Below are 22,801 nucleotides of genomic sequence, written 5' to 3'. Positions count from 1 at the left end.
ACCTGTCCGACACTGTTCGCGGAGGTCGGTCCGCCCCGCGGGAGCGGGCGCGGGAGGATCCCCAGCCCCCTAGACAACAGCCCGCCACGGCAGCCGGTCGTGCACCGGGCTGGACCGAAGGCGCCGGCGGATCCTCCCGCCCCTCTGCACCCCGTCGGTCCGCCCCGTAGCCTGGGCCCGTGCCCCAGCGCCTGGTCCTCGCCCTGCTCGCCGGCGTGCTCCTGGCGATGGCCTACGAGCCGTTCGCCGTGCCCGTCCTCGTCCCGGTGCTCGTGCCGCTGGCGGTCGCCGCGCACACGCTGCTGACCCGCGGCCTGGGCCTGCGCCGCGCCTTCGCCGTCGGCCTGGCCTTCGGGGTCGGGTTCTACTACGTGCACATCTACTGGATGACGACCGTCGCCCTGGCCGCCTGGCTCGGGCTCTCGGCCGTCCAGGCGCTCTTCTACGGCCTGCTCGGCAGCGCCGTGGCGCTGCTGACCCGGCTGCCGGCGTGGCCGCTGTGGGTCGGCACCGCGTGGGTCTCCATGGAGGTGTGGCGCAGCGGCTGGCCCTTCAGCGGGATGCCCTGGGGCCGACTGGGCTTCGCCGTGGTCGACACCCCGGTCGCCGCCACGCTGCCGTACGTCGGCATGGCCGGGGTCACCTTCCTGCTCGCGCTCGCCGGCGCGGCGCTCGCTGCGGTGCTGGTCTCGTCCGGCCGCACGCGTCTGGTCGCCCTGGGCACGCTGGCGGCGGTCGTCGCGGCGGTCGGCGCGGCGGTGGCGCTGCCCTGGAGCAGTCCCGCCACCGGCTCGGTGACGGTGGCGGTGGTCCAGGGCGACGTGCCGGGGCCCGGCAACGACATCCTCTACGACTTCCGCCAGGTCACCGAGAACCACGTGCAGGCCACGGTCGACCTCGCCGACGACGTCGCCGCGGGGCGTGCCCCGGCGCCCGACTTCGTCGTGTGGCCCGAGAACTCCACGGCCACCGACCCGTTCCGCGACGCCGGCACGAACGCCGGCATCCTGCGGGCCACCGAGGCCATCGGCGTGCCGGTCCTGGTCGGTGCCCTGGTCGACGGACCTCCGGGGGCGGTGCTCAACCAGGGCATCGTGTGGGACCCGGTGACGGGGGCGGGGGAGCGCTACACCAAGCGCCACCCGGTCGCCTACGGCGAGTTCATCCCGTTCCGCGGCACCCCCCTCGAGCTGGCCTTCGGCGACCTGGCCCGCATCCAGCGCGACATGCTGGTCGGCACCGGCAAGGAGCCGTTGAGCATCGCCGGCACCGAGGTCGCCGGGGCGATCTGCTTCGACGTCGCCTACGAGGACGCGATCTACGACCAGGTCGGCCGCGGCGCCGAGCTGCTCACGGTGCAGACCTCCAACGCCACCTTCATCTTCTCCGACCAGGTCGACCAGCAGTTCGCGATGACCCGGCTGCGCGCCCTGGAGACCGGCCGCGCCACGGTCGTGGCCTCCACCAACGGCGTCACCGGCGTGATCGGCGCCGACGGCGAGGTCGTCGCGACCGCCGGCATCCAGGAGACCGAGGTGCTGGTCGAGGAGCTGGCGCTGCACGAGGGGCTCACCCCGGCGGTGCGGATGGACCGGTTCCCGTGGCAGGTCGCGGTGGGTCTGACGCTCCTGACCCTGACCGCCTCCCTGCTCCCGTACAGTCGCGCGCGCCGGACCCGCCGCCTGCGACGCAGCGCGGCCGGGGACGGTCGACCCACCCACGACGGCGGCGCCACCCCGCCGCCACGACGAGGAGCCGACGCGATGGCGGAGCAGCCGTGAGCCGCGCCGAGACCGGGGCCCGCGTGGTCATGGTCGTGCCGACCTACGACGAGGCCGAGAACCTGGCCTGGGTGGTGGGGCGGCTGCACGCTGCACAGCCCGGCATCGACGTGCTCGTCGTCGACGACGGCTCGCCCGACGGCACCGGCCGGATCGCTGACCAGCTCGCCGCGGCCGACCCGCGCGTCGGTGTGCTGCACCGCACCGCCAAAGAGGGGCTGGGCGCGGCCTACCGGGCCGGCTTCGCAAGGGCCCTCGAGGAGGGCTACGAGGTCATCGGGGAGATGGACGCCGACGGCTCCCACCAGCCCGAGCAGCTGCACCGGCTGCTGGAGGCGCTCGACGACCCCGCCGCGCCCGCCGACCTCGTGATCGGGTCGCGCTGGGTGCCGGGCGGCTCGGTGGTGAACTGGCCGCGACGCCGCGAGGCGCTCTCGCGCGGCGGCAACCTCTACGTGCGGGCCCTGCTCGGGGTGCAGGTGCGCGACGCGACGGCCGGCTACCGCCTCTTCCGCCGCTCCACCCTCGAGCGGATCGACCTCGCCTCGGTGCGCTCGACCGGCTACGTCTTCCAGACCGACCTGGTCGTGCGCACGCTGCGCGCCGGGCTGCTGGTGCGCGAGGTACCCATCGAGTTCGTCGAGCGGGTGCGCGGTGACTCGAAGATGAGCGGCGCGGTCGCCGTCGAGTCGCTCAAGCGGATCACCGCCTGGGGCCTCACCGAGCGCCGCGAGCAGGCGCTCCGGCTGCTGCGCCGCCGCCCGACCCCGCAGAGCAGCACCACCCACGACACCCACGACACCCACGGCACCCACGGAGGATCCCGATGAGCCACCCCGCAGCAGGCCCGCGTCGACGAGGAGGGCTGGGCTGGGTGCTGCTCGTGCTCTTCGTCGGGCTCCCGCTGCTCGAGCTCTACATGGTCATCCAGGTCGGCCAGGTCATCGGCGCGGGCTGGACCATCCTGCTGCTGGTGCTCGACAGCGTCGTCGGCGCGGTCGTCGTACGACGCGAGGGCGCGCGGGCCTGGCGGGCCCTGACCGACACGCTGGCGCGCGGCGGCGTCCCGGCCAAGGAGCTCGCCGACGGGGGACTGGTGCTGGTCGGCGGCACGCTGCTGCTGACCCCGGGCTTCGTCACCGACGCGCTCGGCCTGCTGCTCGTGCTGCCCGTGACCCGCCCGCTCTTCCGCGGGCTGCTGACCCGGGCGGTGGCCGCGCGGCTGGTGCCGGTCGGGTTCCCCCGCCCCGGCAGCCGACCCGGCAGCGGGCACGGCACCCACCCCGGGGACGCACGACGCCCCGGACCGGGCTCGGGGCCGGTGGTCCGGGGCGACGTGGTGGACGGGTCCGAGGACCCCTCCGACTAGCTCACAGCCGGCTCAGGTGCGCGCGGCGCGCTTCTTCGCGTTCGCCTTGTGCAGGTGGGCGGGGCCGATCTGGCCGCCGCGCAGCAGGTCGAGGCGCTCCTTGAGGATCTCTTCGAGCTCCTTCTCCGAGCGGCGCTCCAGCAGCATGTCCCAGTGCGTGCGCACGGGCTTCTCCGCCTTCACCTCGCGCTCGATCCCCGAGGTGCTCTCGGCCTCGGCGCCGCAGCGCGGGCACTCCCACACCGCCGGGACCTCGGCCTCGACCGACATCGTGATCTCGAACTCGTGCGCCTGCGGGCAGCGGTAGCCCACCTGCTGGCGCGCCGCGAACTCGATGCCGCGTTCGTCCTCGAAGCTCTGGCCTCCGAGCCGTGCTCCTCGTAGCGTGCGCTCTGCCATGAGGCACCTCCAGTCCTGTCGTCCTCGTGCGCTCGCAGTCGCGCTCTCGAAGTGTTCAACGGTAGCGAGGACGCAAAGATTCCGGCAATCGCCGCGGGGGGTGAGACCCCTGACGAGCGCCGCTAGGAGGGCTGCACGAGCGCGGAGTCCTCGCGCACGCCCGAGCGCACCGGCAGCAGCAGGAGCAGGCCCACCAGCAGCACCAGCAGGATGCCGAGAATGCCCCAGTACTGCGCGTCGTCGTTGTCGGTGACCCCGGTCACGGCGGCGCCGACGGCGATCGAGATCGACCAGGCCGCCGGGGCCAGGAAGCTCACCGCCCGCCCGGTGGTGGCGTAGAGGCCGAAGACCTGGCCCTCGTGGCCCTCGGGGATCAGCCGCGCCAGGAAGGTGCGCGAGGCGCTCTGGGCGGGGCCGACGAAGACCGCGAGCAGCAGCCCGAAGGTCCAGAAGATGGTGCTGCCGCCGGCGTTGAGGGCGAAGACCGCCAGCCCCGCGCCGATCATGCAGACCAGCGAGAAGACGATGACGCGCTTGGGCCCGATCCGGTCGTCGAGCACCCCGAAGCCGATGGTGGCCAGCCCGGCCACCACGTTGGCGGCGACGCCGAAGATGATCACGCCGCCGGCCGAGAAGCCGAAGGTGCCGGCCGCGAGCACTCCGCCGAAGGTGAACACGCCCGCCAGGCCGTCGCGGAAGACCGCCGAGGCCAGCAGGAAGCGCACGGTGTTGCGGTCGGTGCGCCACAGGTCGCCGACCATCGCGAAGAGGTGGCGGTAGGAGGCCACGATGCCCACCCGCGGGCCGCGCGGGGTGCGCTGCGCCTTGTCGTCGCGCAGGGTGATGAGCACCGGCAGCGAGAAGACCAGGGTCCACACGGCGCACACGAGCATGGTGACCCGCACGTCCATGCCGTTCTCGCTGGTGATGCCGAAGAGCCCGACGTCGGGGCTGATCAGGCCGAAGTAGACGACGAGCAGCAGCACGATGCCGCCGATGTAGCCCAGGCCCCAGCCGAGCCCCGAGACCCGGCCGATGGTGCTGGCCGTCGAGATCTCGTTGAGCATCGCGTTGTAGTTGACCGAGGCGAACTCGAAGAAGATGTTGCCGCTGGCCAGCAGCACCAGACCGAGCCAGAGGTACTCCTCGGACGGCTCGACCAGGAACAGCGCGGCCGAGACCGCCACCACCAGCATGGTGTTGACCGCCAGCCAGAAGCCGCGGCGCCCCGAGCGGTCGGCGCGCTGGCCGGTGATCGGGGCGAAGAGCGCGACCAGCAGCCCGGCCCCGGCCAGTGCCCAGCCCAGGTTGGTGTCGGCGTCGGGCCCGAAGGAGTCGGAGGTGATGTAGACGCTGAAGACGAACGTGGTGATGACGGCGTTGAAGGCCGCCGACCCCCAGTCCCACAGCCCCCACGCGTAGACCGGCCAGCCGAAGCGGGGCCGCCCTCCCGACGGGGGACGCGCCCCCGCGGCGGGCGTCGTGGACGCGGTGCTCTCAGACGTCATCTCGGGTTCCCTCCCATTGGCCGCGCTCGGTGAGCACGGCGCGCAGCACGTCGGTGCGGTCGGTGAAGAGACCGTCCACGCCCAGCTCGAGGAGGTGCTGCATCTCCGCGGGCTCGTCGATCGTCCACACGTGCACGTGGGTGCCCGCCGCGTGCGCGCGGCGCACGAGGCCGGGCGTCACCACGCGCACCGAGCGCCCGCGCACGACCGGCAGCCGGCGCCGGTGCGGGACCTGGAGCGCCGCGACCCGGCCGCGGGTCAGGGCGCGGGCGAGCCGGGCGCTGGGCAGCAGCCGGAAGGCCAGCACCTCCCACGGGTGGGCCGAGGTCGGCACCCGGCCCCGGGTCAGCCGGCGGAAGGTGGCGAGCCGGCGCGGCGAGAAGGAGCCGACCAGCACCCGGTCCCAGGCGTCGTGCGCCGAGACGAAGTCGGCCAGCGCCGCGACCGCGCCCTCGGACTTGATGTCGATGTTGAAGCGCGCGTGCTCGAAGCGCTCGAAGAGCTCGGCGAGCGTCGGCACCTGCTCGCGGCCACCCACGCTGGCCTCGCGCACCTGCTCCAGGGTCAGGTCGGCGATCGCGCCGCTGCGGTCGGTGACCCGGTCGAGCACGCTGTCGTGGAAGGCCAGCAGCACCCCGTCCCGGGTGACGTGGACGTCGGTCTCGAGGTAGGCGTAGCCGAGCGCCACCGCGTGCTCGAAGGCCGCGACGGTGTTCTCCAGCCCCTCGATCTCGGGGTGGAAGGCACCGCCGCGGTGCGCGAGCGCGAGCACCGACCCGGGTGGGTCGAGCACCCGGTCCAGGTAGGCGAAGCCCGTGGTCGGGGGAGTCGCCGCAGAGGTCACCGGAGCAGTATCACCCGCCCCGGGCCTCAGATGTCGCGGAAGGTCTCGATGTTGGCGCCGAGCTCGTTGAGCCGCTCGGCCAGGTCCTCGTAGCCGCGGTGGATGACGTACGTCGAGCGCAGCACGCTGGTGCCCTTCGAGGCCAGCATCGCCAGCAGGATCACCACGGCCGGGCGCAGCGCCGGCGGGCAGACGATCTCGGTGCCGGAGAAGTGCGTGGGCCCCTCGATCATCACCCGGTGCGGGTCGAGCAGCTTGACCTGGGCGCCGAGCTTGGTCAGCTCGGTCAGGTAGATCGCCCGGTTCTCGTAGACCCAGTCGTGCAGCAGCGTCTGGCCCTGCGCCACCGCGGCGATCACCGCGAAGAACGGCAGGTTGTCGATGTTGAGGCCCGGGAACGGCATCGGGTGGATCTTGTCGAGGGGTGCCTTGAGCGCCGAGGGCCGGGTGGTGATGTCGACCAGGCGGGTGCGGCCGTTGCGGGCGACGTACTCCTCGGAGCGGTCGTAGCCGAAGCCCATCTCCTCCAGGGTCGCCAGCTCGATCTCGAGGAACTCGATGGGGACCCGCTGGATGGTGATCGTGGAACCGGTGACGATGGCGGCCGCCAGCAGCGACATCGCCTCGATCGGGTCCTCGGAGGGGGCGTAGTCGATGTCGACGTCGATCTCGGTGCGCCCGGTGACGGTCAGCGTCGTGGAGCCCACGCCCTCGACCTGCACGCCGAGGCGCTGCAGGTAGAAGCACAGGTCCTGGACCATGTAGTTGGACGAGGCGTTGCGGATCACGGTGGTGCCCGGGTGCAGCGCCGCGGCCATCAGCGCGTTCTCGGTGACGGTGTCGCCGCGCTCGGTCAGCACGATCGGACGCACCGGCTCGACGGCCCGGTCGACGACCGCGTGGTAGCTGCCCTCGGTCGCCTTCACCTCGAGGCCGAAGGGGCGCAGCGCCGACATGTGCGGCTCGACGGTGCGCTCGCCGAGGTTGCAGCCGCCGGCGTAGGGCAGGTCGAAGGTCTCGGCGCGGTGCAGCAGCGGGCCCAGGAACATGATCACCGAGCGGGTACGGCGGGCGGCGGCCTCGTCGATCGCGTCGAGGCGCAGCTCCTTGGGCGGGATGATCTCGAGGTCGTTGTCCTCGTTGAGCCAGCGGGTCTGCACGCCCAGGCTGCCCAGGACCTCGAGCAGGCGGTTGACCTCCTCGATCCGCGCGACCTTGCGCAGCGTGGTGCGGCCCCGGTTGAGCAGCGAGGCGCACAGCAGCGCGACACCGGCGTTCTTGGAGGTCTTGACCTCGATCGAGCCGGACAGGGTGGTGGGGCCCTGGATGCGCAGGTGGGTGGGGCCGGCACCGAGGGCGACGATCTCGGAGTCGAGGGCGGCGCCGATGCGGGCCAGCATCTCGAGCGAGAGGTTCTGGTGGCCCTTCTCGATGCGGTTGATGGCGCTCTGGCTGGTCGCCAGCAGCTCGGCCAGCTGGTGCTGGGTCAGGCCACGGTGCTTGCGGGCGTCGCGGATCAGGTTGCCGATACGGCCCTTGTAGCCCTCGGAACCCTCGCTGCTGCGTGCGTCGTCACTCATGCTGACGACGGTAACTCACATGTGAGATAGCGTCACACCGCCGCGAGGTCGCCACGCCGGGGGAGGCGGGCGGGGGTGACGGATGCCATGCTCGGGGCATGCGAGCCACCACCATCCACGGCACCCGTGACATCCGCTTCTCCCTCGACGTGCCCGACCCCACGATCCAGCAGCCCACCGACGCCATCGTGCGCGTGACCAGCGCGTGCATCTGCGGCTCCGACCTGTGGCCCTACCGCGGCGAGAACGACATCACCGCCGGCGACACCATCGGCCACGAGTGCATCGGCGTCGTCGAGGCGGTCGGCGACGACGTGCGCCAGGTCAAGGTAGGCGACTTCGTCGTCGTCCCCTTCGACCACTGCGACAACACCTGCGCCCACTGCCGCGCCGGCATGCAGTCGGCCTGCGTCAACCTCGGCATGACCAGCAGCGGCCAGGGCGAGTACGCCCGCGTCGTGCAGGCCGACGGAACGCTCGTCGTCGTCCCCGACGTGGGCGAGCAGGGCCCCGACAAGGCGCTGGTGCCGCACCTGATGGCGCTCTCCGACGTGATGCCCACCGGGTGGCACGCGGCCGTGGCCGCGCAGGTGCGCCCCGGCGGCACCACCGTGGTCGTCGGCGACGGCGCGGTCGGCCTGTGCGGCGTGCTGGCCGCGGCCCAGATGGGCTCCGAGAAGGTCGTGCTGATGTCGCGCCACGAGCCCCGCCAGGCGATCGGGCGCGCCTTCGGCGCCACCCACGTCGTCGCCGAGCGCGGCAAGGAGGGCGCCGCGGCGATCAAGGAGATCACCGAGGGCATCGGCGCCGACGCCGTGCTCGAGTGCGTGGGCACCGACCAGGCGATGGGCACCGCGTTCGCGGTCGCCCGCCCCGGCGCGACCGTCGGCTTCGTGGGCGTGCCCCACGGCGTCGAGCTGCCGGTGCGCCGGATGTTCCAGAAGAACGTGGGCCTCGCCGGGGGCATGGCCCCGGTGCGCGAGTACCTGCCCCACCTGCTCGGCCTGGTCCTCGACGGCAGCATCGAGCCCGGCAAGGTCTTCGACCTGACCCTGCCGATGGACAAGGTCGCCGAGGGCTACCAGGCGATGGACGAGCGACGCGCGATCAAGGTGCTCCTGGAGCCGTGAGCCTGCTGCTCGGGCCGCTGCTGCGCCACGGCGACACCGACTCGGCCACCGTGTGGGTCGAGACGGTGTCGGCCGGCGTGGTGGCGGTCCGGGCGGGGGACCGCTCGGGCAGTGCGCGCACGTTCGCCGTGCACGGGCACCACTACGCGCTCGTCGAGGTCGGCGGCCTCGAGCCGGGCAGCACGACGCCGTACACCGTCGAGGTCGACGGCGAGCAGGTCTGGCCCGAGGCGGGCTCGCCGTACCCTCCCTCCACGATCCGCACCCTCGAGCCGGGCCGGCCGCTGCGGCTGGCCTTCGGGTCCTGCCGGGTCAGCGTCCCGCACGACGAGGCCACCCACGCGCAGTTCGGGGTCGACGCGCTGCGCACCTACGCCCTGCACCTGGCCGGGCTCACCGGCACCGGGGACGAGACGGTGCCCGACCTGCTGCTGCTGCTCGGCGACCAGGTCTACGCCGACGAGACCAGCGAGGCGATGCGCGACTTCATCGCCGCGCGCCGCGACCCCGCGCAACCGCCGGGCTGGGAGCTGCAGGACTACGAGGAGTACGCCGAGATCTACCGGCTGGCGTGGAGCGACCCGGCCAACCGCTGGCTGCTCTCGACCCTGCCGAGCGCGATGATCTTCGACGACCACGACATCCGCGACGACTGGAACACCAGCGCCAGCTGGCGCCGTGACATGTGGGCCACCGACTGGTGGCGCGACCGGATCGTCGGCGGGCTCGCGGCGTACTGGGTGCACCAGCACCTGGGCAACCTCGACGCCCGGGGCCGCGCCGAGGACCGGTTGTGGCAGCGCGTCGCGGCCCACGAGGGCCCCGACGAGCTCGACCTCAGCGACGAGATCGACGCGGTCGTCGAGCGGGCCGACAAGGAGCCCACGTCGTTCCGGTGGAGCTTCGCCCGCGACTTCGACACCCAGGCGCGCCTGGTCGTCGTCGACTCCCGGGCCGCGCGGGTGCTCGAGGACGAGCGCCGCTCGATGATCGATGACGACGAGATGGCCTGGCTCGACGACCAGCTGCGCGGCGACGTCGACCACCTGCTGGTCGGCACCTCGCTGCCCTTCCTGCTCTCGCCGGGGCTGCACCACGTCGAAGCAGCTGTCGAGGCCGTCGCCGGCGGGCTGCTCGGCCGGCCGGGCGCGGTCGTGGGGGAGTGGGTGCGCCGGGTGCTCGACATCGAGCACTGGGCGGCCTACCAGGAGGGCTTCGCCCAGGTCGGGGGCATCGTGCGGGACGTGGCCACCGGGCGGCGGGGCCGGGCGCCGAGCACGATCACGTTCCTCTCCGGCGACGTCCACCACAGCTACCTGATCGAGGCCCAGCCGGCGGGCGGGCCGAGCGCCGCCAGCCGGATCCTGCAGGCGGTCTGCTCGCCGATCCGCAACCCGCTGCCGCACGTCGTCCGGGCCGGCGTGCGCCTGGCCTCGCGCGGCCGGGCCCGGCCGGTCGGGCGGCTGCTCGGGCGCCGGGTGCCGCCGTCGCCGCTGCACTGGCGGATGACCCACGGCCCGTGGTTCGACAACCTGCTGGCCACCCTCGAGGTCCGCCCCGAGGGGTTGCGGCTGACCTGGTCGACCGGGGTGGTCGTCGACGGCGACCACGACCGGCCGCTCTGGCGGCGGGTGGCCGCGGTCGACGTCTGAGTCAGGCGTCGACGAGGCGCTGCGGCGCCGCGAGCGGCTGGCAGTCGCAGCCGCTGTCGCAGGCGAGGTAGACGTGCATGCCGTGCCCGCAGCGCTGGCAGGGCCGGTCGTGCGAGAGGTGGATGCTGCCGGGCTGGTCGTGCTGGACGGTGTCCCACATGGTGCTGCTCCTGGTGAACGGACCTCCAGGGAGCCACCCCTGGCTCCCGGTCCACACCACGAAGGTAGACACGCGAGGACGCGCTGACGGGCGAACGCGCCGCGTGTCCCCAACCAAGGATGCGATATCCCCAGGACGGGGGATGGGGGCATGGCCCGAACGGACTACCCGAGCCGGGACCGGGGTGCTGCCGCCTCAGCCGAGGGCGAGCACGAGGCCCAAGGACGTCCCGGCGGCGACGGTCGTCGAGACGGTGGCGAGCAGCAGCCGCTGCCGGGGGATCGGCCACAGCTCGCGCAACCTCATCCCCAGGCCCAGGCCGAACATGCCGGCGGCCAGCAGCAGCGTGGTGACGTGCTCGGCCCCGGCGAGCACGGGCGCCGGCAGCAGACCGGTCGAGCGCAGCGCCACCATGGCCACGAAGCCGACCAGGAACCAGGGCACCAGCGCGACCCCCACGCCACCCCCGGCGCCGCTGCCGCGGGCCGCGACCAGGTAGGTCGGGGCGAGCAGCGCGACCCGCCCCAGCTTGACCGTCATGGCCACCGCGACCGCACCGCTGCCGACCACCGAGGCCGCGGCCACCACCTGGGCCACCTCGTGGATGCTGGCGCCCGCCCACACGGCCGCCTGCTCGGTGGTGAGGCCCAGGCGGGCACCGGCCCAGGGCACCAGGACGATCATGGCCGTGCCGAAGACGGTCACCAGCGCCACCGCGTGCGCGACGTCCTTCTCCCGGGCCCGCACGGCGTCGTCGACGGCCGCGATCGCGGCGGCGCCGCAGATCGAGAACCCGGCTGCGAGCAGGGTGACGAACCCGCGGTCGAGACCCATCCGGGCCCCCGCCCACCGGGTGAACGAGAAGGTGGCGCCCACCGTGACCACCACGACCACGACGCCGCTCACGCCGATCGAGACGATGTCGGCCAGCGGCAGGCGCAGGCCGAGGACCACCACCCCCAGCCGCAGGAGCAGCCGGGTCAGCGCGGCGTGCCCGTCGAGCAGCCGGTGGGAGCCGAGGCGCGTGTTGGCCACCAGGGCGCCGATGAGCAGCGCCACCAGCAGCGGACCCAGCAGCGGCAGGCGGCTGCTGACCCCGACGGCCGCGAGGGCGGCCGCCAGCGGCACGACGGCGCGGGCTGCCAGGGCTGTCCTGGCCGGGCGGGTGGGGTGGCCGAGGTGGCCGGGATGAGTCGTCGTCACGCGTCCACGATGCGCGCCTCGACCGCAGGGGAGTAGGGGGCAGGACCGAGCGGGTCATCACCTGTGCCTATGGCTGGGCATAGGCTGGGATCATGACCCCGGACCTCGACCTCGAGACGCTGCGGCTGCTCGTCGCCGTCTCCGAGACCGGCAGCCTCAGCGCCGCCGCCACCCAGCGGGGCATCTCCCAGCCCGCGGCCAGCGCCCGGGTGCGCGAGTTCGAGAGCCGCTGGCGCCTCGCGGTCGTGCACCGCTCGGCCCGTGGGTCGCGGATGACCACCGACGGCGAGGCGGTGGTCTCGTGGGCGCGGGGGGTGCTGCACGCGGCCGACACGATGCGGGCCTCGATGGGTGCCCTCACCGGCCGGCGCAGCGCCGGCGTCACCGTGGCGGCGAGCCTGACCGTGGCGGAGTACCTGCTGCCGCGCTGGCTCGGTGAGCTGCACCAGCGCCGACCCGAGGTCCAGCCGGTGCTCAAGGTCGTCAACAGCGACACGGTGGCCGACGCGGTGCGGGCCGGGGAGGCCGACATCGGCTTCATCGAGTCGGCCCGGCTCCCGGCCGGGTTGGCTCGCGCCGGGGTCGGTCACGACCGCCTGGTCGTCGTCGTGGCGCCGGGGCACTCGTGGGCACGACGGCGTACGCCGCTGACGCGCGCCGAGCTGCGAGGGGCGCGCTGGGTGCTGCGCGAGAGCGGCAGCGGCACCCGCAGCACCTTCGACGCCGCCCTGGGCTCGGACCCCGAGGTGGCGCTGGAGGCGACCTCGACCGCCGCCCTGGTCGGGGCCGCGGCCGCCGGCGTCGGCCCCGGGGTGGTCTCGGGCATGTCGGTGCGCGCCGAGCTCGAGCTGGGCCGGCTCGTCGCGGTGCCCACCGAGCTCGACCTGGGCCGCCCGCTGACCTGCGTCTGGCGGGGCGAGGAGCGGCTGGCCGAGGCGGCCGCCGAGCTGCTGTCCATCGCCATCGAGGCCTCGCGCGGCTGACCGGCCGCAGCGCTGACGACCCGGGCCCCTAGCCTGGGCGCGTGAGCGAGACGAAGGCCGCCATCCACAGCACCGAGGTCGGCGAGGCGGGGGCGCGGGTGGTGTTCCTGCACGGCCTCTTCGGCCAGGGCCGCAACTTCGCCCAGATCGCCAAGGCGCTGGCCCCCGACTTCCGCAGCCTCCTGGTCGACCTGCCCAACCACGGCCGCTCCCAGTGGACCGAGACGTTCTCGTACGCCGAGACCGCCGACCGGGTCGCCGAGCACCTGACCGGGTCGTTCGCGGCCGACGGCCCGGTGCACGTGGTGGGCCACTCGATGGGCGGCAAGGTCGCGATGCTGCTGGCGCTGCGCCACCCCGAGCTGGTCGAGCGGCTCGTGGTCGTCGACATCTCCCCGGCGCCCAGCGAGGGGGCGGGGGAGTTCGAGCACCTGCTCGGCAGCCTGGCCACCCTGGAGCTCTCGGGCCTCGCGCGCCGCAGCGACGCCGACGAGGCGCTGGCCGAGGCGATCCCCGACGAGCGGGTGCGCGGCTTCCTGCTGCAGAACCTGCGCTCCAGCAGCGACGGCTTCGCATGGCAGGCCAACCTCGGGCTGCTGCGCGACGAGCTGGCCGCCATCGGCGACTTCCCCCACGTCGAGTCGACCTTCGACCACCCGGTGCTGTGGATGGCCGGCGAGCGCTCCGGCTACGTCACCGCCGACGCCGAGCAGGAGATGGAGCGGCTCTTCCCGCGCACGGTGCAGGTGACGATCAAGGGCGCCGGGCACTGGGTGCACTCGGAGAAGCCCGAGGCCTTCGTCTCGGCCCTGCGCACCTTCCTCGGCGCCGGCTGAGACCACGACACGACCCCCGGGGTCCGGACGCACGACGGCCCCCGACGCTGTGTGCGTCGGGGGCCGTGCGTCTCACATCCGTGGATCAGCGACCGGTGCGGTCCCAGGTGCGCTGGTGCCACGGCACGAACGCCTCGAGGATCTCGGAGTCGAAGCGACGGAACAGGGTCATGATGGTGGTCATGCGCACCTCCTTGGGTGTGATCGGGTTCAGTGTCCGCAGGCTCCACCAGGTGCCTGCATGTACCAGTGTGGGGCCCATAGCAGGGCAACCCAACCCGGCGACCACATGATGTCGCTCACGTTCGCTGGCGCTCGGTCGCCTACTCTCCGAGGATGCCCTCGCGCCACGACATCGTGACCTTCCACGACCCGCCCGTGCCGCCCGGTTCCACCATGTACGTGCCCGGTGCCGGACCCGCCCGCGAGGTGCACGTCGAGGAGCCCGACGAGCGCTGGTCCGGCTGGTTCGACGACCTCGCCGGCCGGGTGCGCCAGGCCCTCGGGTGGCGGGTCCTGGACCTGCAGCACATCGGCTCGACGTCGGTGCCGGGGCTGGCCGCCAAGCCGGTCATCGACATCGACCTGGTGGTCGCCGACGCCGCCGACGAGGCGGCGTACGTGCCGGCGCTGGAGGCGCACGGCTTCGAGCTGCGGGTGCGCGAGCCGTGGTGGTTCGAGCACCGGGTGCTGCGCCACACCCACCCGCGCTGCCACCTGCACGTCTTCGGCCCCGACGCGCCGGAGCCGGTCAAGCACCGGATCTTCCGCGACTGGCTGCGCGGCAACCCCGACGAGCGTGATCTCTACGCCCGCGCCAAGCGCGAGGCCGCCGAGGCGGCGCGAGCGGCGGGGGAGCACTCGATGCAGTACAACGCCCGCAAGGAGAAGGTCGTCCGCGAGATCTACGCCCGCGCGTTCGCGGCCACCGGGCTGCTGGACGGTCCGTCGTGAGCACGACACCGAGCGCGCCGGGCTGGGAGGGTGCGCGCAACCTGGCCGACCTCGGCGGTCTCCCGCTGACGGGCGGCGGACGCACGGCGCACGGCGTGGTGTGGGCCTCGGGTGCGCCCGACGAGATCACCGACCAGGGCTGGGCGGACGCCCGGGCTGCGGGCCTGCGCCGCGTCGTCGACCTGCGCAACGCGGTCGAGCGGGAGCAGGCCGTGGCGCCCGAGGACGTCGAGGTGGTGCACGCGCCGACCGAGGATCCCTACGACGAGGAGTTCCTGACAGAGTGCGGGCCGTGGCTCGACCATCCAAGGTCGTGGACCCCCAATCTGGAGCGCTACCCCGACAAGATCGCCCGGGCCGTGCTCGCGGTCGCCGAGGCCGACGGGGGAGTGCTGCTGCACTGCGCGGGCGGCCGCGACCGCACCGGCATGGTCGGCTCGCTGCTGCTGGTCCTGGCCGGCGTGGACGTCGAGGGCGTCGTCGCCAACTACGAGCGTGGGTTCCGCGGCGCGGCCGAGCACCGCGGCCACACCCTGGCCTACGACACGAGCAGCGGACAGTGGACACCCGACCTGCCCGACGAGGCCTGGGAGGCCGACGAGCTCGACCACGCCCTCGCCGACCGGCGCCCGGCCCTGCGGGAGTGGTGCGCCACCTTCGACGTGGTCGGCTACCTGGACGCGGCGGGCGTCGGCCCCGACGCACGACGGCGGCTGGCCGGGCGGCTGCGGGGGAGCGACGGGTGATGGACCGTCCGATCCTGCTGGGCAACCTCGTGTCAGGCGCCGTCTTCCTCGCCGCCCTCGCCGTGCTCACGTGGCCGCTGGCAGCCCTGGCGTCGATCTACGTGGTGTCGGCGAGCGCGTTCCTGGCGGCGGCGTACGCGCGCGACGGCCTCGTCCGGCGACTTGAAGCGGTCGTCTGGATCGCTCCCTGGGTGGCCGCGGTCGCGCTGTGGGCGTGGATCTTCGCCGGTGTCGACGGCGGTACGCCGTGGCTGCTCACGCTCGGTGTCGCCGTGGTGGTCGCCACGCCGTCCTACCTGGCGTGGCAGGCAGGCGCGCTGGCAGTGCGCCAGCTGATGGCGTGGCACCGAGCGGGCCGGTCAGCGCAGGCGACGGCGTAGGCGGGCGCCCCACCCGCCCGCGACGCCGGGATAGAGGGGCAGTGGTTCGGTCTCGTCGTCCAGTGACCGCCACACCACCGGGACGACGCTGCCGTCGCTCTCCATCAGTGTGGCGCCGGTCGTGGCCGGCAGGGGATCGAGCCGTCCGGTGTGCACGAAGACGACCTCGTGCCCGACCACGCCGTCGATGACGAAGATGTTCTCCACGACCTCGAGCAGCTCGAGGTCGTGGACGTCGGCTCCCAGCTCCTCACGCACCTCGCGGCGGATGGCATGCCTGTGCGTCTCGCCGAGCTCGACGCTGCCACCGATCAGGCGGTGGTAGCCCAGGGGGTTCTCGGTGGTGGGCGGATTCAGGCTGACGGCGTGCGCAGTGCCTGCGCCATCGGGCGCGAGCAGCATCGCCTTCACCCGGATGAAGGAGCGGTCAACGGCCATGCCGTGACGGTAGAGGTCGGTCTAGGTCCGACGGTGGAACTCGACCTGGTTGCGCTCGACGACCCTGGTCTCGTAGGCGGGGTCGTGGGCGCGACGGTGGTGGTGACCGCAGAGCAACCGACCTCGCCCCAGGTCGGTCAGCCCGTCGTGGGACCACAAGTCCTCGTGGTGGGCGTCGCACATGCCGGCCGGTGCGTCGCAGCCGAGCGCCGTGCAGCCGCCGTCACGGACGGTCATGGCGATGCGCTGGGGACCGGAGAAGAACCGCCGCGTGCGGCCCAGGTCGAGGATCTCGCTGTCGCCACCCAGCACCGCCGGCAGCAGCCCTGCCTGGCAGGCCAGCCGACGAGCGGTCCCGGCGGAGATGCGGGAACCGGTGTCGAGGGTCGCGGCGGCGAGTGCGCCGCCGAGGGTCGCGGTGGTCATGGTGACGACCACCGCAGCGTTGACGCCGCCGCTGCGGGGCAGGTCGCGCGGGTCGAGGCGTTCGACGAGCTCGACGAACGCCCGGCCCCACCGCGACCGGGAGGGCTTGCGCACCTGCTCGGTGTCGCCTGCGTCTGCCGCGTCGGCCGCGTCGGCCCCGGACCGGTCGTCGCGACGCGGGGAGGCGTAGGCGATCAGCACCTTCTGCAGCATCTCCGCCGCGAGGGTCGGGATCGTGAAGCTGCCGCGGGTGCGGCCGTCTCCCTGGTCGCGCATCCGGAAGGACGCGGTGCGATCGGCTTCGCGCTCCTCCTCGGCCAGCTTCTCGGCCTCCCACGCCTCGCCGACCTCGGGGGCGACGACGTCGAGGATGCGGCGGCCCAGCACGCGCAGCGCCTTGGCGTCGTGGACGCGGGCGAGGCCGACCAGGGCCGCTTCGGCCTGGGCGAGGACCCCGGCGTCGAGGTCGTCGGGCAGCTCGTCGAGCGCCCGGGCCACGACCTGGGCCTGCTCGAGGTTGAGGTCGCCGGCGCCCAGGGCTCCCCGCAGCACGTCGTACCGGCTCAGTGCGGCGGCGAAGCGGGTCTGACGCACGGCGTCACGCTTGGTCGTGATCGTGGCGTTGGCCAACCAGACCGCGACCGACGGGGCTGCCGAGCGCTCCTGGACGGCCACCGTGTCGGCGTGCGCGAGCACGCGCGCCTGCAGCTCGGCGAACCGCGACTGGGCCCGCGCGAGGTCGGTCAGCAGGTCGGCCGTGCCCGACTGGCTCAGCGACCAGGTGGGTGTCTCGGCCACCTGGTCGAGGGCCGAGTGCACACGCGCGACGGCCTCGGCGAGGGGGTGCCGGGTCGTCGTGCTCATGACTTCATCCAAGCAGCCAGCACCGACAGTCCGGCCTGCTCAGAGGGCCCTCGTCGAAAACATTTTCGAGAACTTTCCGCAGCTGCCGATCGGCCCGGGGGAGTCCCGGTTAGGGTGCGGTCGTGGACGAGATCTTCGGTCAGCGCGACCATGCCGTCCGTCTCGACTGGGGTCCCGTGGGCGCTGCCGCCGCGTCCGCCGACGTGAGCGTCGTCGTCGATGTGCTGAGCTTCTCGACGTCGGTGACGATCGCCGTCGAACGCGGGATGCACGTGCTGCCGTTCGCCTGGAAGGACGCCCGCGCCGCGGCGTACGCCGAGCAGCAGGACGCCACGCTCGCGGTCGGTCGCCTCGAGGCCGCCCGTGGCGACGGCGTACCGGCGCCGTCCCTGTCGCCGGCCGGGCTGCTGACCTGCGAGCCGGTGCCGAGACTGGTGCTGCCCTCGCCGAACGGATCGACCATCTCGGCTGCGCTGCAGGGCGCCGGGACCCAGGTGCTGATCGGCTGCCTGCGCAACGCGAGCGCAGTGGGCCGACGCCTGGCTCACGAGATCACCGCAGGCCGGTCGGTCACGGTGGTCGCCGCAGGGGAGAGATGGCACCAGGACGACTCGCTGCGACCTGCTCTGGAGGACCACCTGGGCGCCGGCGCGGTGCTGAGCGTCCTGTCGGAGCTCGGGTACGACGACGAGATGAGCCCTGAGGCACGTGCGGCCGCCGCGCTGTGGACGTCGACGGTCGGCCAGCTCGCAGCGACGATGCGCGACTGTGTCGGCGGGCGCGAGCTGGCGTCCAAGGGGTTCGCCGACGACGTCACCGTGGCCGCTGACGTCGATGCCTCCCGCGTCGTGCCCGGACTTGTCGGCGACGCCTTCCGCGAGGCCGGCTGATGGAGCCGGAGCGCACCGATCAGGTGGTGGCCCTTGAGGCGGAGATGCTTCTCGGGCGGGCACTGACGCCCGTTCGGCGACTCGGCGGCGGTCAGCACGCCGTCACGGTCTTGACCGTCGACGAGGCAGGGACGCCGTACGTCGTTCGCATGTTCCCGCCCGGCGACGCAGCACCGGCACGCGAGGTCGAGGTGTCGGCCAGGCTCGAGGCGCTGGGGGACCTGGTGCCGGTCCTGGTCGAGCACGACCTGGATCGGGTGCAGCCCGTCCTCGTCAGCCTGTACCGGCCAGGCGGTCCGCCGGCACCTAGCCTTCCCTTGGAGCTGCTGGCGGTCGAGCTGGCGCGCGCGCTGGCACGCATCCACACACAGAAGGCTGAGACTCTCCGGAAGGCTCCAGGGGCGCCGCCTGCCGGGAACTCGGACCTTGCAGACCGTGCACGCTCCGAGTGGGTGTCCTTGGACACGAGCGAGCTGGTTCTCACGCACTACGACTTCTGGAGCGGCAACACACTGTGGGTGGGCGACACGCTGACCGGAGTGGTGGACTGGTCAGGCGCCAGGCAAGCACCGCGTGGCGTCGACCTGGCGTGGTGCCGTCAGGACCTGGTGCTGCTGGGGTCTGTGGAGGCCGCCGACGTGTTCCTTGCCGAGTACGAACGGCAAACACAGCACACTTGTCGTGATGTGGGTGCCTGGGACCTGCAGGCCGCCGCGCTGGCGGCCACGAGCGTCGAAGGCTGGGCAGAGAACTACAGCGGTGTCGGCCGGCCACACATCACACCGCAAGTGCTGCGACAGCGATTCGACCAGTGGGTCCACCTCCTTTAACCACTTCTCGGTGCTTTCACTGGATCGCCGATAACTTACATTATGTCAAGTAACGTGGAACTGGGTGGCTGTTGCAGACCCAACGCCCGGGCACACGACCTCCCCTGCATCGAGCCTGGCTACCGTGGCCGCCATGGACGCCGCCCGACACCTGACGCCATTGGAAGTCGGGGTCCAGTTCCACGGCACGTGGGACCACTACACCGACGACGACCGGGCGGCACTGCTGGACCGGCTGGTCGAGATGCGCGCCACGTGGGTGCGGCTCGACGTCTCGTGGGCGATGCTCCAGGGCTCCCCCGGCCCCATCGACCCAGACGCCTGGGGACCTCGGCTCGTCGACCGGGTCGTCTCGATGGCGCACGCACGGGGGCTGAGGGTGCTCGGCACGCTGTGGCTGACCCCCGCGTGGGCGGTTCCCAGCGCCGGTGAGCGCTCCGCGCCCCGCGATGCCCGTGACTACGGCGAGGCGTTCGGGTGGGCGGCAGAGCGTTGGGCGGGCAAGGTGCAGGCCTGGGAGGTCTGGAACGAGCCCAACTCCGCCGACTTCCTGGCCGGGGCGACCCCGGAGACCTACACCGACCTGCTGCGGGCGGCGTACGAGGCCACCCGGGCCCGGTCGGGCGCCGACGGCGTCCAGGTCGTCTACGGCGGCACGATGCACAACGACGTCGAGTGGATCGAGCGCACCTACCGCGCCGGGGCCACCGGGCACTTCGACGTCATGGCCACCCACCCGTACCAGGTGCCCGCGGACACCGGTCCGCTCGACGGCGACGGCACGCACCCCTGGCAGTTCGCCCACCTCGGCGCCGTCCACGATCTCATGCAGCGCTACCGCGTGGAGTCCCCGCTGTGGCTGACCGAGCTCGGATGGTCCTCGCACCCCAACACGGGCTCCGAGCCCGCCTGGGCCAAGGGCGTGACGGAGGCCGACCAGGCTGCCCACACGGTGGCGGCCCTGACGGAGACGGCACGGCGCTACCCCTTCGTCGAGAAGGTGTTCCTCTACGCGGCGCGCGCGGAGCCGGGCACTGACGACCACCAGGGCGGCTACGGGATCATGAGCACCACGATGCAGCCGAAGCCGGTCTACCACGCGCTGCGCGATTGGCTCTCCGGGCGCCCGTCCCCGACGGCTAGGGTCGACAGATGACCTCGACCGGACGCGACCGCGACGACGACGGGCGAGCTCGACAGGCTCGGCCCCGCGATGCCCTCGGACGACCGCTGCCCTACGACACCGTCGGCGTCGAGCCGGTCTCGGAGGACCCGCTGCCGCCGCTCGAGACGCTCGCCGCCGCGCGTGGGCTACTCGACGTCGGTCGACCGTTCTCCGCGCACGAGGTCCTCGAGGCCCGCTGGAAGGACTGCCCCGAGGCCGAGCGGCCGCTGTGGCAGGGCCTGGCCCAGCTCTGCGTCGGCCTCACGCACGCCCGGCGCGGCAACCCCACCGGCGCCCAGCGCCTGCTCGAGCGCGCCACCGGCCACCTGACGGCGTACGCCGGCACGGACGGGCCGACGTACGGCCTCGAGATCGACGACCTGGTCGACCGAGCACGTCACTGCATCGAGACCGCGGTCCCCGAGTAGTCAGGCGGGGCGGACGGGCTGTCGCAGGATGGTGCGCTGCCTCTCGGGCGCCGTCCGTCGCCGGTCGCTCAGGTAGATCTCGTGGTGCCTGCCCGTCATCCGCAGGCCGCGCTCGGCGATGTCGGCGTGCATCCGCTCCAGCACCTCCGCCTCCTCGTCGAACGGTCCGACGTGCAGCGTCTGCACGCACCGCCCCTCGCTCAGCGTCTCGAGGCGCACGTCGTCGAGGCGCTCCGGCCGGTCCCCCGCGCCGACCTGCTGCAACGCAGCGTCGACGAGCGCCTCGTCGATCCAGTCCGGCAGCACGAGCAGCAGGGTCCAGTGCCACCGAGCCTTGTCCCGCCTCGACGTGAACGACGCCATGTCGTCGGCCCACCACAGGCCCTCGAGCGGTGGCACGACGTAGTCGCGGCCGAGGTCGCGCTTGCTGGCGAACTTGGTCCGGTAGGCCACCGGGTAGAGCGCCGCGACCGCGCCGGTGAAGTCGGCCGAGGTGTTGGGGTCGCCGTGCCCGTCGACCGCCAGGTACGTCGCCGTCGCCACGTCGACCACCTCGAACCGGCCCCGGGGTGCCCGGTAGGTGGCGATCGTGCGCTTGAGGTCGACCTTGTCCATGCCAGCCCAGCCCTACGCCTGGCTGATGCCGGCGTCCTCGGCGCTGGTGGACAGCACGCAGAACTCGTTGCCCTCGGGGTCGCCCAGCACCACCCAGCCGCCGTCGGCCATCCCCCGACGGTCGTCGACGACGCTGGCCCCCAGCGCGACGATGCGCTCGACCTCGGCGTCGCACGTCGTCCCGACCGGGCGCAGGCACAGGTGCATCCGGTTCTTGACGGTCTTGGACTCCGGTACGCGCAGGAACTCCAGCCATCGACCACCGGGGCCGCGCAGCTCCGCCTCGTCGTCGCCCCAGGCGCCGTCGGGCACGACGTGGAAGTCGTCGAGGACCTGCTCCCACCAGCGAGCCTGGGCTACGGGGTCGTGGGCGTCGACGCAGATGTTGGCGACACGAGAGGCCATGCCCAGCACCCTAGGTGGCACGGCGAGGCACCGCGAGTGCCTACCTTTGCTGTCGTGGCCCCTCTCCCCCGCCCCGTCGCGGACCTCACCCAGACCTACCTGCACGAGGTCGACGGGCGGCTCCCAGGCCGCCTCGTCGGGCTGTTCCTGCACGGCTCGCTGGGCTGGGGCGAGTTCTTCGCCGGCAGCGACGTCGACTTCGTCAGCGTGTGGCACGAGCTGCCGCGAGGTGCGGAGCTCGACCTCCTCGAGGAGGCGCACCGGGCGACCTCGGCACGACACCCTGCCCCTGCGTACGACGGCTTCCACTGCACCACCGACGACCTGACCGCCGATCCCACGACCCTGGGGCCCCGGCCGGTCCAGTACCAGGGCGTCTTCTCGCCGGGCGGAGGCACCGACATCAACCCCGTGACGTGGCACGAGCTGGCCCAGCGACCCGTGGTCGTCCGGGGCCACCTGCCCACGGTGCGGACCGACCCGGCGCAGCTGGCCCGCTTCACCCGCGACAACCTCGACACCTACTGGCGCTCCCTGCTCGAGCAGCTGACCGCGGAGGGACCGGTAGCGGTGGGCACGCAGGACGACGCGGTCGCCTGGACGGTGCTGGGCTGCGCCAGGCTGCACCACCTGCTGACCCGAGGAGAGCTCACCTCCAAGAGCGGCGCGGGCCGGCACGTCCTGGCCCACCTCGACGTCCGCTGGCACCGGGTGGCCAGGGAGGCGCTGCGCGTGCGGGAACGGCCGGGCTCGCCCGGGCTGTACGACGACGCCGGTCACCGGGGTCAGGACACCCTCGACCTCCTCGAGCACGTCGTGTCGACGCAGACGCAGGTGTGCTGACCACGGAGGTTAGGAAAGGCGCGGCGTCCGGACATGGGTGAAGGCTTCCGGTGAGGTGTGGAGCTACCACAGCAACCATCACTCACCAAGAGGCCTTCGGGCCCACAGCCCCTCACAAAGGCGGGCCTCGTCGACGGTGAGCTCGGTCAGCTCGCCGGTGGCCTGCTTCGGCGCGCTGGCGCAGAACTTCCGGTGCGTCAGCAGCGTGTCGAGGTCCATCAGGACGCTCTCGGTATACGGAGCCGCCCTACGTACCCGTGCAAGGCTGGCGTACCCGTGCGTGTCGATGTCGCCCCAGCACCGGACGCGGACCGTGCCGGCCCACGGCAGGTGGCCGAGCCACTCCGGTCGGCACGATCCTGCACTCAGACC

General features: G+C 73.0%; 26 protein-coding genes. 15 read left to right on the top strand and 11 right to left on the bottom strand.

Features of this window, described 5'->3' with window-relative positions; genetic code table 11:
* Nucleotides 1–179: 179 nt before the first annotated feature.
* From lnt to H0S66_RS17740, 3 genes are read left to right on the top strand one after another with little or no spacing between them, the layout of a single operon-like run.
* Nucleotides 180–1,781 (top strand): apolipoprotein N-acyltransferase, encoded by a 1,602-nt coding sequence (gene lnt, locus H0S66_RS17750; RefSeq protein WP_219633587.1) that lies wholly within the window; start codon nt 180–182, stop codon nt 1,779–1,781.
* Nucleotides 1,778–2,611, top strand: a complete 834-nt coding sequence (locus H0S66_RS17745) for a polyprenol monophosphomannose synthase (RefSeq protein WP_258016973.1) — start codon at nt 1,778–1,780, stop codon at nt 2,609–2,611. Before lnt ends, H0S66_RS17745 begins: the two co-directional genes overlap by 4 nt.
* Complete coding sequence (locus H0S66_RS17740; RefSeq protein WP_179616542.1) at nt 2,608–3,150, top strand: FxsA family protein; 543 nt, start codon at nt 2,608–2,610, stop codon at nt 3,148–3,150. The genes H0S66_RS17745 and H0S66_RS17740 overlap by 4 nt, the downstream gene beginning before the upstream one ends.
* A 12-nt stretch (nt 3,151–3,162) precedes the next feature.
* Here the strand turns inward: H0S66_RS17740 and H0S66_RS17735 are convergent, their stop codons facing one another.
* The 4 genes from H0S66_RS17735 to H0S66_RS17720 all read right to left on the bottom strand — a co-directional run bounded on the left by H0S66_RS17735 (nt 3,163) and on the right by H0S66_RS17720 (nt 7,481).
* Complete coding sequence (locus H0S66_RS17735) at nt 3,163–3,549, bottom strand: RNA polymerase-binding protein RbpA (RefSeq protein ID WP_179616541.1); 387 nt, start codon at nt 3,547–3,549, stop codon at nt 3,163–3,165.
* Nucleotides 3,550–3,671: 122 nt separating this feature from the next.
* Nucleotides 3,672–5,057 (bottom strand): MFS transporter, encoded by a 1,386-nt coding sequence (locus H0S66_RS17730; protein ID WP_179616540.1) that lies wholly within the window; start codon nt 5,055–5,057, stop codon nt 3,672–3,674.
* Complete coding sequence (locus H0S66_RS17725; protein WP_179617505.1) at nt 5,047–5,829, bottom strand: glycerophosphodiester phosphodiesterase family protein; 783 nt, start codon at nt 5,827–5,829, stop codon at nt 5,047–5,049. The genes H0S66_RS17730 and H0S66_RS17725 overlap by 11 nt, the downstream gene beginning before the upstream one ends.
* Nucleotides 5,830–5,927: 98 nt before the next feature.
* The gene (locus H0S66_RS17720; RefSeq protein WP_179616539.1) at nt 5,928–7,481 is read right to left on the bottom strand and encodes a helix-turn-helix domain-containing protein; all 1,554 of its coding nucleotides are present in this window, start codon (nt 7,479–7,481) and stop codon (nt 5,928–5,930) included.
* A gap of 98 nt (nt 7,482–7,579) precedes the next feature.
* Between H0S66_RS17720 and H0S66_RS17715 the strand changes: the two genes are divergently transcribed.
* Together H0S66_RS17715 and H0S66_RS17710 are read left to right on the top strand one after the other, a co-directional pair.
* The gene (locus tag H0S66_RS17715) at nt 7,580–8,611 is read left to right on the top strand and encodes a zinc-dependent alcohol dehydrogenase family protein (RefSeq protein ID WP_179616538.1); all 1,032 of its coding nucleotides are present in this window, start codon (nt 7,580–7,582) and stop codon (nt 8,609–8,611) included.
* Nucleotides 8,608–10,263, top strand: a complete 1,656-nt coding sequence (locus tag H0S66_RS17710; RefSeq protein ID WP_219633586.1) for an alkaline phosphatase D family protein — start codon at nt 8,608–8,610, stop codon at nt 10,261–10,263. The genes H0S66_RS17715 and H0S66_RS17710 overlap by 4 nt, the downstream gene beginning before the upstream one ends.
* A gap of 1 nt (nt 10,264) precedes the next feature.
* Here the strand turns inward: H0S66_RS17710 and H0S66_RS17705 are convergent, their stop codons facing one another.
* Together H0S66_RS17705 and H0S66_RS17700 are read right to left on the bottom strand one after the other, a co-directional pair.
* Nucleotides 10,265–10,423 carry a hypothetical protein gene (locus H0S66_RS17705; protein ID WP_179616537.1) on the bottom strand — a complete coding sequence of 53 codons (159 nt, stop codon included), beginning with the start codon at nt 10,421–10,423 and terminating at the stop codon, nt 10,265–10,267.
* A gap of 195 nt (nt 10,424–10,618) precedes the next feature.
* Nucleotides 10,619–11,626, bottom strand: a complete 1,008-nt coding sequence (locus tag H0S66_RS17700; RefSeq protein WP_179616536.1) for a YeiH family protein — start codon at nt 11,624–11,626, stop codon at nt 10,619–10,621.
* Nucleotides 11,627–11,718: 92 nt separating this feature from the next.
* Here H0S66_RS17700 and H0S66_RS17695 point away from each other — a divergent pair, with 92 nt between their 5' ends.
* The 5 genes from H0S66_RS17695 (at nt 11,719) to H0S66_RS17675 (ending at nt 15,525) form a co-directional block, all read left to right on the top strand.
* Complete coding sequence (locus tag H0S66_RS17695; RefSeq protein ID WP_179616535.1) at nt 11,719–12,609, top strand: LysR substrate-binding domain-containing protein; 891 nt, start codon at nt 11,719–11,721, stop codon at nt 12,607–12,609.
* A gap of 41 nt (nt 12,610–12,650) precedes the next feature.
* On the top strand, nt 12,651–13,445 hold the full coding sequence (locus H0S66_RS17690) for an alpha/beta fold hydrolase (RefSeq protein ID WP_179616534.1): 795 nt from the start codon (nt 12,651–12,653) through the stop codon (nt 13,443–13,445).
* A gap of 336 nt (nt 13,446–13,781) precedes the next feature.
* The gene (locus tag H0S66_RS17685) at nt 13,782–14,399 is read left to right on the top strand and encodes a GrpB family protein (RefSeq protein ID WP_179616533.1); all 618 of its coding nucleotides are present in this window, start codon (nt 13,782–13,784) and stop codon (nt 14,397–14,399) included.
* Nucleotides 14,396–15,145, top strand: coding sequence for a tyrosine-protein phosphatase (locus tag H0S66_RS17680; protein WP_179616532.1), 750 nt, complete (start codon nt 14,396–14,398; stop codon nt 15,143–15,145). Before H0S66_RS17685 ends, H0S66_RS17680 begins: the two co-directional genes overlap by 4 nt.
* Complete coding sequence (locus H0S66_RS17675; RefSeq protein WP_180923680.1) at nt 15,142–15,525, top strand: hypothetical protein; 384 nt, start codon at nt 15,142–15,144, stop codon at nt 15,523–15,525. The genes H0S66_RS17680 and H0S66_RS17675 overlap by 4 nt, the downstream gene beginning before the upstream one ends.
* Here H0S66_RS17675 and H0S66_RS17670 read toward each other — a convergent pair.
* Complete coding sequence (locus H0S66_RS17670) at nt 15,505–15,927, bottom strand: NUDIX domain-containing protein (protein ID WP_246305750.1); 423 nt, start codon at nt 15,925–15,927, stop codon at nt 15,505–15,507. The genes H0S66_RS17675 and H0S66_RS17670 overlap by 21 nt on opposite strands.
* Before the next feature lie 57 nt (nt 15,928–15,984).
* Entirely contained in the window at nt 15,985–17,253 is a 1,269-nt protein-coding gene (locus H0S66_RS17665; protein WP_179616529.1) for an HNH endonuclease signature motif containing protein, read from the bottom strand.
* A 122-nt stretch (nt 17,254–17,375) separates the two neighbouring features.
* On the opposite strand from H0S66_RS17665, the gene H0S66_RS17660 reads away from it, so the two are divergent.
* The 4 genes from H0S66_RS17660 (at nt 17,376) to H0S66_RS17645 (ending at nt 20,566) form a co-directional block, all read left to right on the top strand.
* Nucleotides 17,376–18,143, top strand: a complete 768-nt coding sequence (locus H0S66_RS17660; RefSeq protein WP_179616528.1) for a 2-phosphosulfolactate phosphatase — start codon at nt 17,376–17,378, stop codon at nt 18,141–18,143.
* Entirely contained in the window at nt 18,143–18,973 is an 831-nt protein-coding gene (locus tag H0S66_RS17655) for a phosphotransferase family protein (protein ID WP_218876365.1), read from the top strand. The genes H0S66_RS17660 and H0S66_RS17655 overlap by 1 nt, the downstream gene beginning before the upstream one ends.
* 133 nt (nt 18,974–19,106) lie before the next feature.
* On the top strand, nt 19,107–20,129 hold the full coding sequence (locus H0S66_RS17650; protein ID WP_179616527.1) for a glycoside hydrolase family 5 protein: 1,023 nt from the start codon (nt 19,107–19,109) through the stop codon (nt 20,127–20,129).
* Nucleotides 20,126–20,566 (top strand): DUF309 domain-containing protein, encoded by a 441-nt coding sequence (locus H0S66_RS17645; RefSeq protein WP_179616526.1) that lies wholly within the window; start codon nt 20,126–20,128, stop codon nt 20,564–20,566. Before H0S66_RS17650 ends, H0S66_RS17645 begins: the two co-directional genes overlap by 4 nt.
* Here the strand turns inward: H0S66_RS17645 and H0S66_RS17640 are convergent, their stop codons facing one another.
* Nucleotides 20,567–21,181 carry a GyrI-like domain-containing protein gene (locus H0S66_RS17640; RefSeq protein ID WP_179616525.1) on the bottom strand — a complete coding sequence of 205 codons (615 nt, stop codon included), beginning with the start codon at nt 21,179–21,181 and terminating at the stop codon, nt 20,567–20,569.
* 12 nt (nt 21,182–21,193) lie between these two features.
* Entirely contained in the window at nt 21,194–21,586 is a 393-nt protein-coding gene (locus H0S66_RS17635; protein WP_179616524.1) for a VOC family protein, read from the bottom strand.
* A gap of 54 nt (nt 21,587–21,640) precedes the next feature.
* Here H0S66_RS17635 and H0S66_RS17630 point away from each other — a divergent pair, with 54 nt between their 5' ends.
* On the top strand, nt 21,641–22,429 hold the full coding sequence (locus H0S66_RS17630) for a DNA polymerase subunit beta (protein ID WP_179616523.1): 789 nt from the start codon (nt 21,641–21,643) through the stop codon (nt 22,427–22,429).
* A 78-nt stretch (nt 22,430–22,507) separates the two neighbouring features.
* Here H0S66_RS17630 and H0S66_RS17625 read toward each other — a convergent pair whose 3' ends face one another.
* On the bottom strand, nt 22,508–22,717 hold the full coding sequence (locus H0S66_RS17625) for a DUF2220 domain-containing protein (protein WP_258017231.1): 210 nt from the start codon (nt 22,715–22,717) through the stop codon (nt 22,508–22,510).
* Between the last annotated feature and the right edge of the window lie 84 nt (nt 22,718–22,801).

Origin of the sequence: Nocardioides marinisabuli (assembly GCF_013466785.1) — a bacterium.
In the GTDB taxonomy this organism is placed as follows: Bacteria; Actinomycetota; Actinomycetes; order Propionibacteriales; family Nocardioidaceae; genus Nocardioides; species Nocardioides marinisabuli.
Note: the sequence above shows the minus strand (reverse complement) of the source record. Positions and strands in the feature narration are given on the sequence as shown.

What these genes read in the sequence shown, in the direction of transcription:
- H0S66_RS17740 (WP_179616542.1), top strand. Translation starts at nt 2,608, where the DNA reads ATGAGCCACCCCGCAGCAGGCCCGCGTCGACGAGGAGGGCTGGGCTGG.
- H0S66_RS17735 (WP_179616541.1), bottom strand. Translation starts at nt 3,549, where the DNA reads ATGGCAGAGCGCACGCTACGAGGAGCACGGCTCGGAGGCCAGAGCTTC.
- H0S66_RS17730 (WP_179616540.1), bottom strand. Translation starts at nt 5,057, where the DNA reads ATGACGTCTGAGAGCACCGCGTCCACGACGCCCGCCGCGGGGGCGCGT.
- H0S66_RS17720 (WP_179616539.1), bottom strand. Translation starts at nt 7,481, where the DNA reads ATGAGTGACGACGCACGCAGCAGCGAGGGTTCCGAGGGCTACAAGGGC.
- H0S66_RS17715 (WP_179616538.1), top strand. Translation starts at nt 7,580, where the DNA reads ATGCGAGCCACCACCATCCACGGCACCCGTGACATCCGCTTCTCCCTC.
- H0S66_RS17705 (WP_179616537.1), bottom strand. Translation starts at nt 10,423, where the DNA reads ATGTGGGACACCGTCCAGCACGACCAGCCCGGCAGCATCCACCTCTCG.
- H0S66_RS17695 (WP_179616535.1), top strand. Translation starts at nt 11,719, where the DNA reads ATGACCCCGGACCTCGACCTCGAGACGCTGCGGCTGCTCGTCGCCGTC.
- H0S66_RS17685 (WP_179616533.1), top strand. Translation starts at nt 13,782, where the DNA reads ATGCCCTCGCGCCACGACATCGTGACCTTCCACGACCCGCCCGTGCCG.
- H0S66_RS17670 (WP_246305750.1), bottom strand. Translation starts at nt 15,927, where the DNA reads ATGCTGCTCGCGCCCGATGGCGCAGGCACTGCGCACGCCGTCAGCCTG.
- H0S66_RS17665 (WP_179616529.1), bottom strand. Translation starts at nt 17,253, where the DNA reads ATGAGCACGACGACCCGGCACCCCCTCGCCGAGGCCGTCGCGCGTGTG.
- H0S66_RS17655 (WP_218876365.1), top strand. Translation starts at nt 18,143, where the DNA reads ATGGAGCCGGAGCGCACCGATCAGGTGGTGGCCCTTGAGGCGGAGATG.
- H0S66_RS17650 (WP_179616527.1), top strand. Translation starts at nt 19,107, where the DNA reads ATGGACGCCGCCCGACACCTGACGCCATTGGAAGTCGGGGTCCAGTTC.
- H0S66_RS17645 (WP_179616526.1), top strand. Translation starts at nt 20,126, where the DNA reads ATGACCTCGACCGGACGCGACCGCGACGACGACGGGCGAGCTCGACAG.
- H0S66_RS17640 (WP_179616525.1), bottom strand. Translation starts at nt 21,181, where the DNA reads ATGGACAAGGTCGACCTCAAGCGCACGATCGCCACCTACCGGGCACCC.
- H0S66_RS17635 (WP_179616524.1), bottom strand. Translation starts at nt 21,586, where the DNA reads ATGGCCTCTCGTGTCGCCAACATCTGCGTCGACGCCCACGACCCCGTA.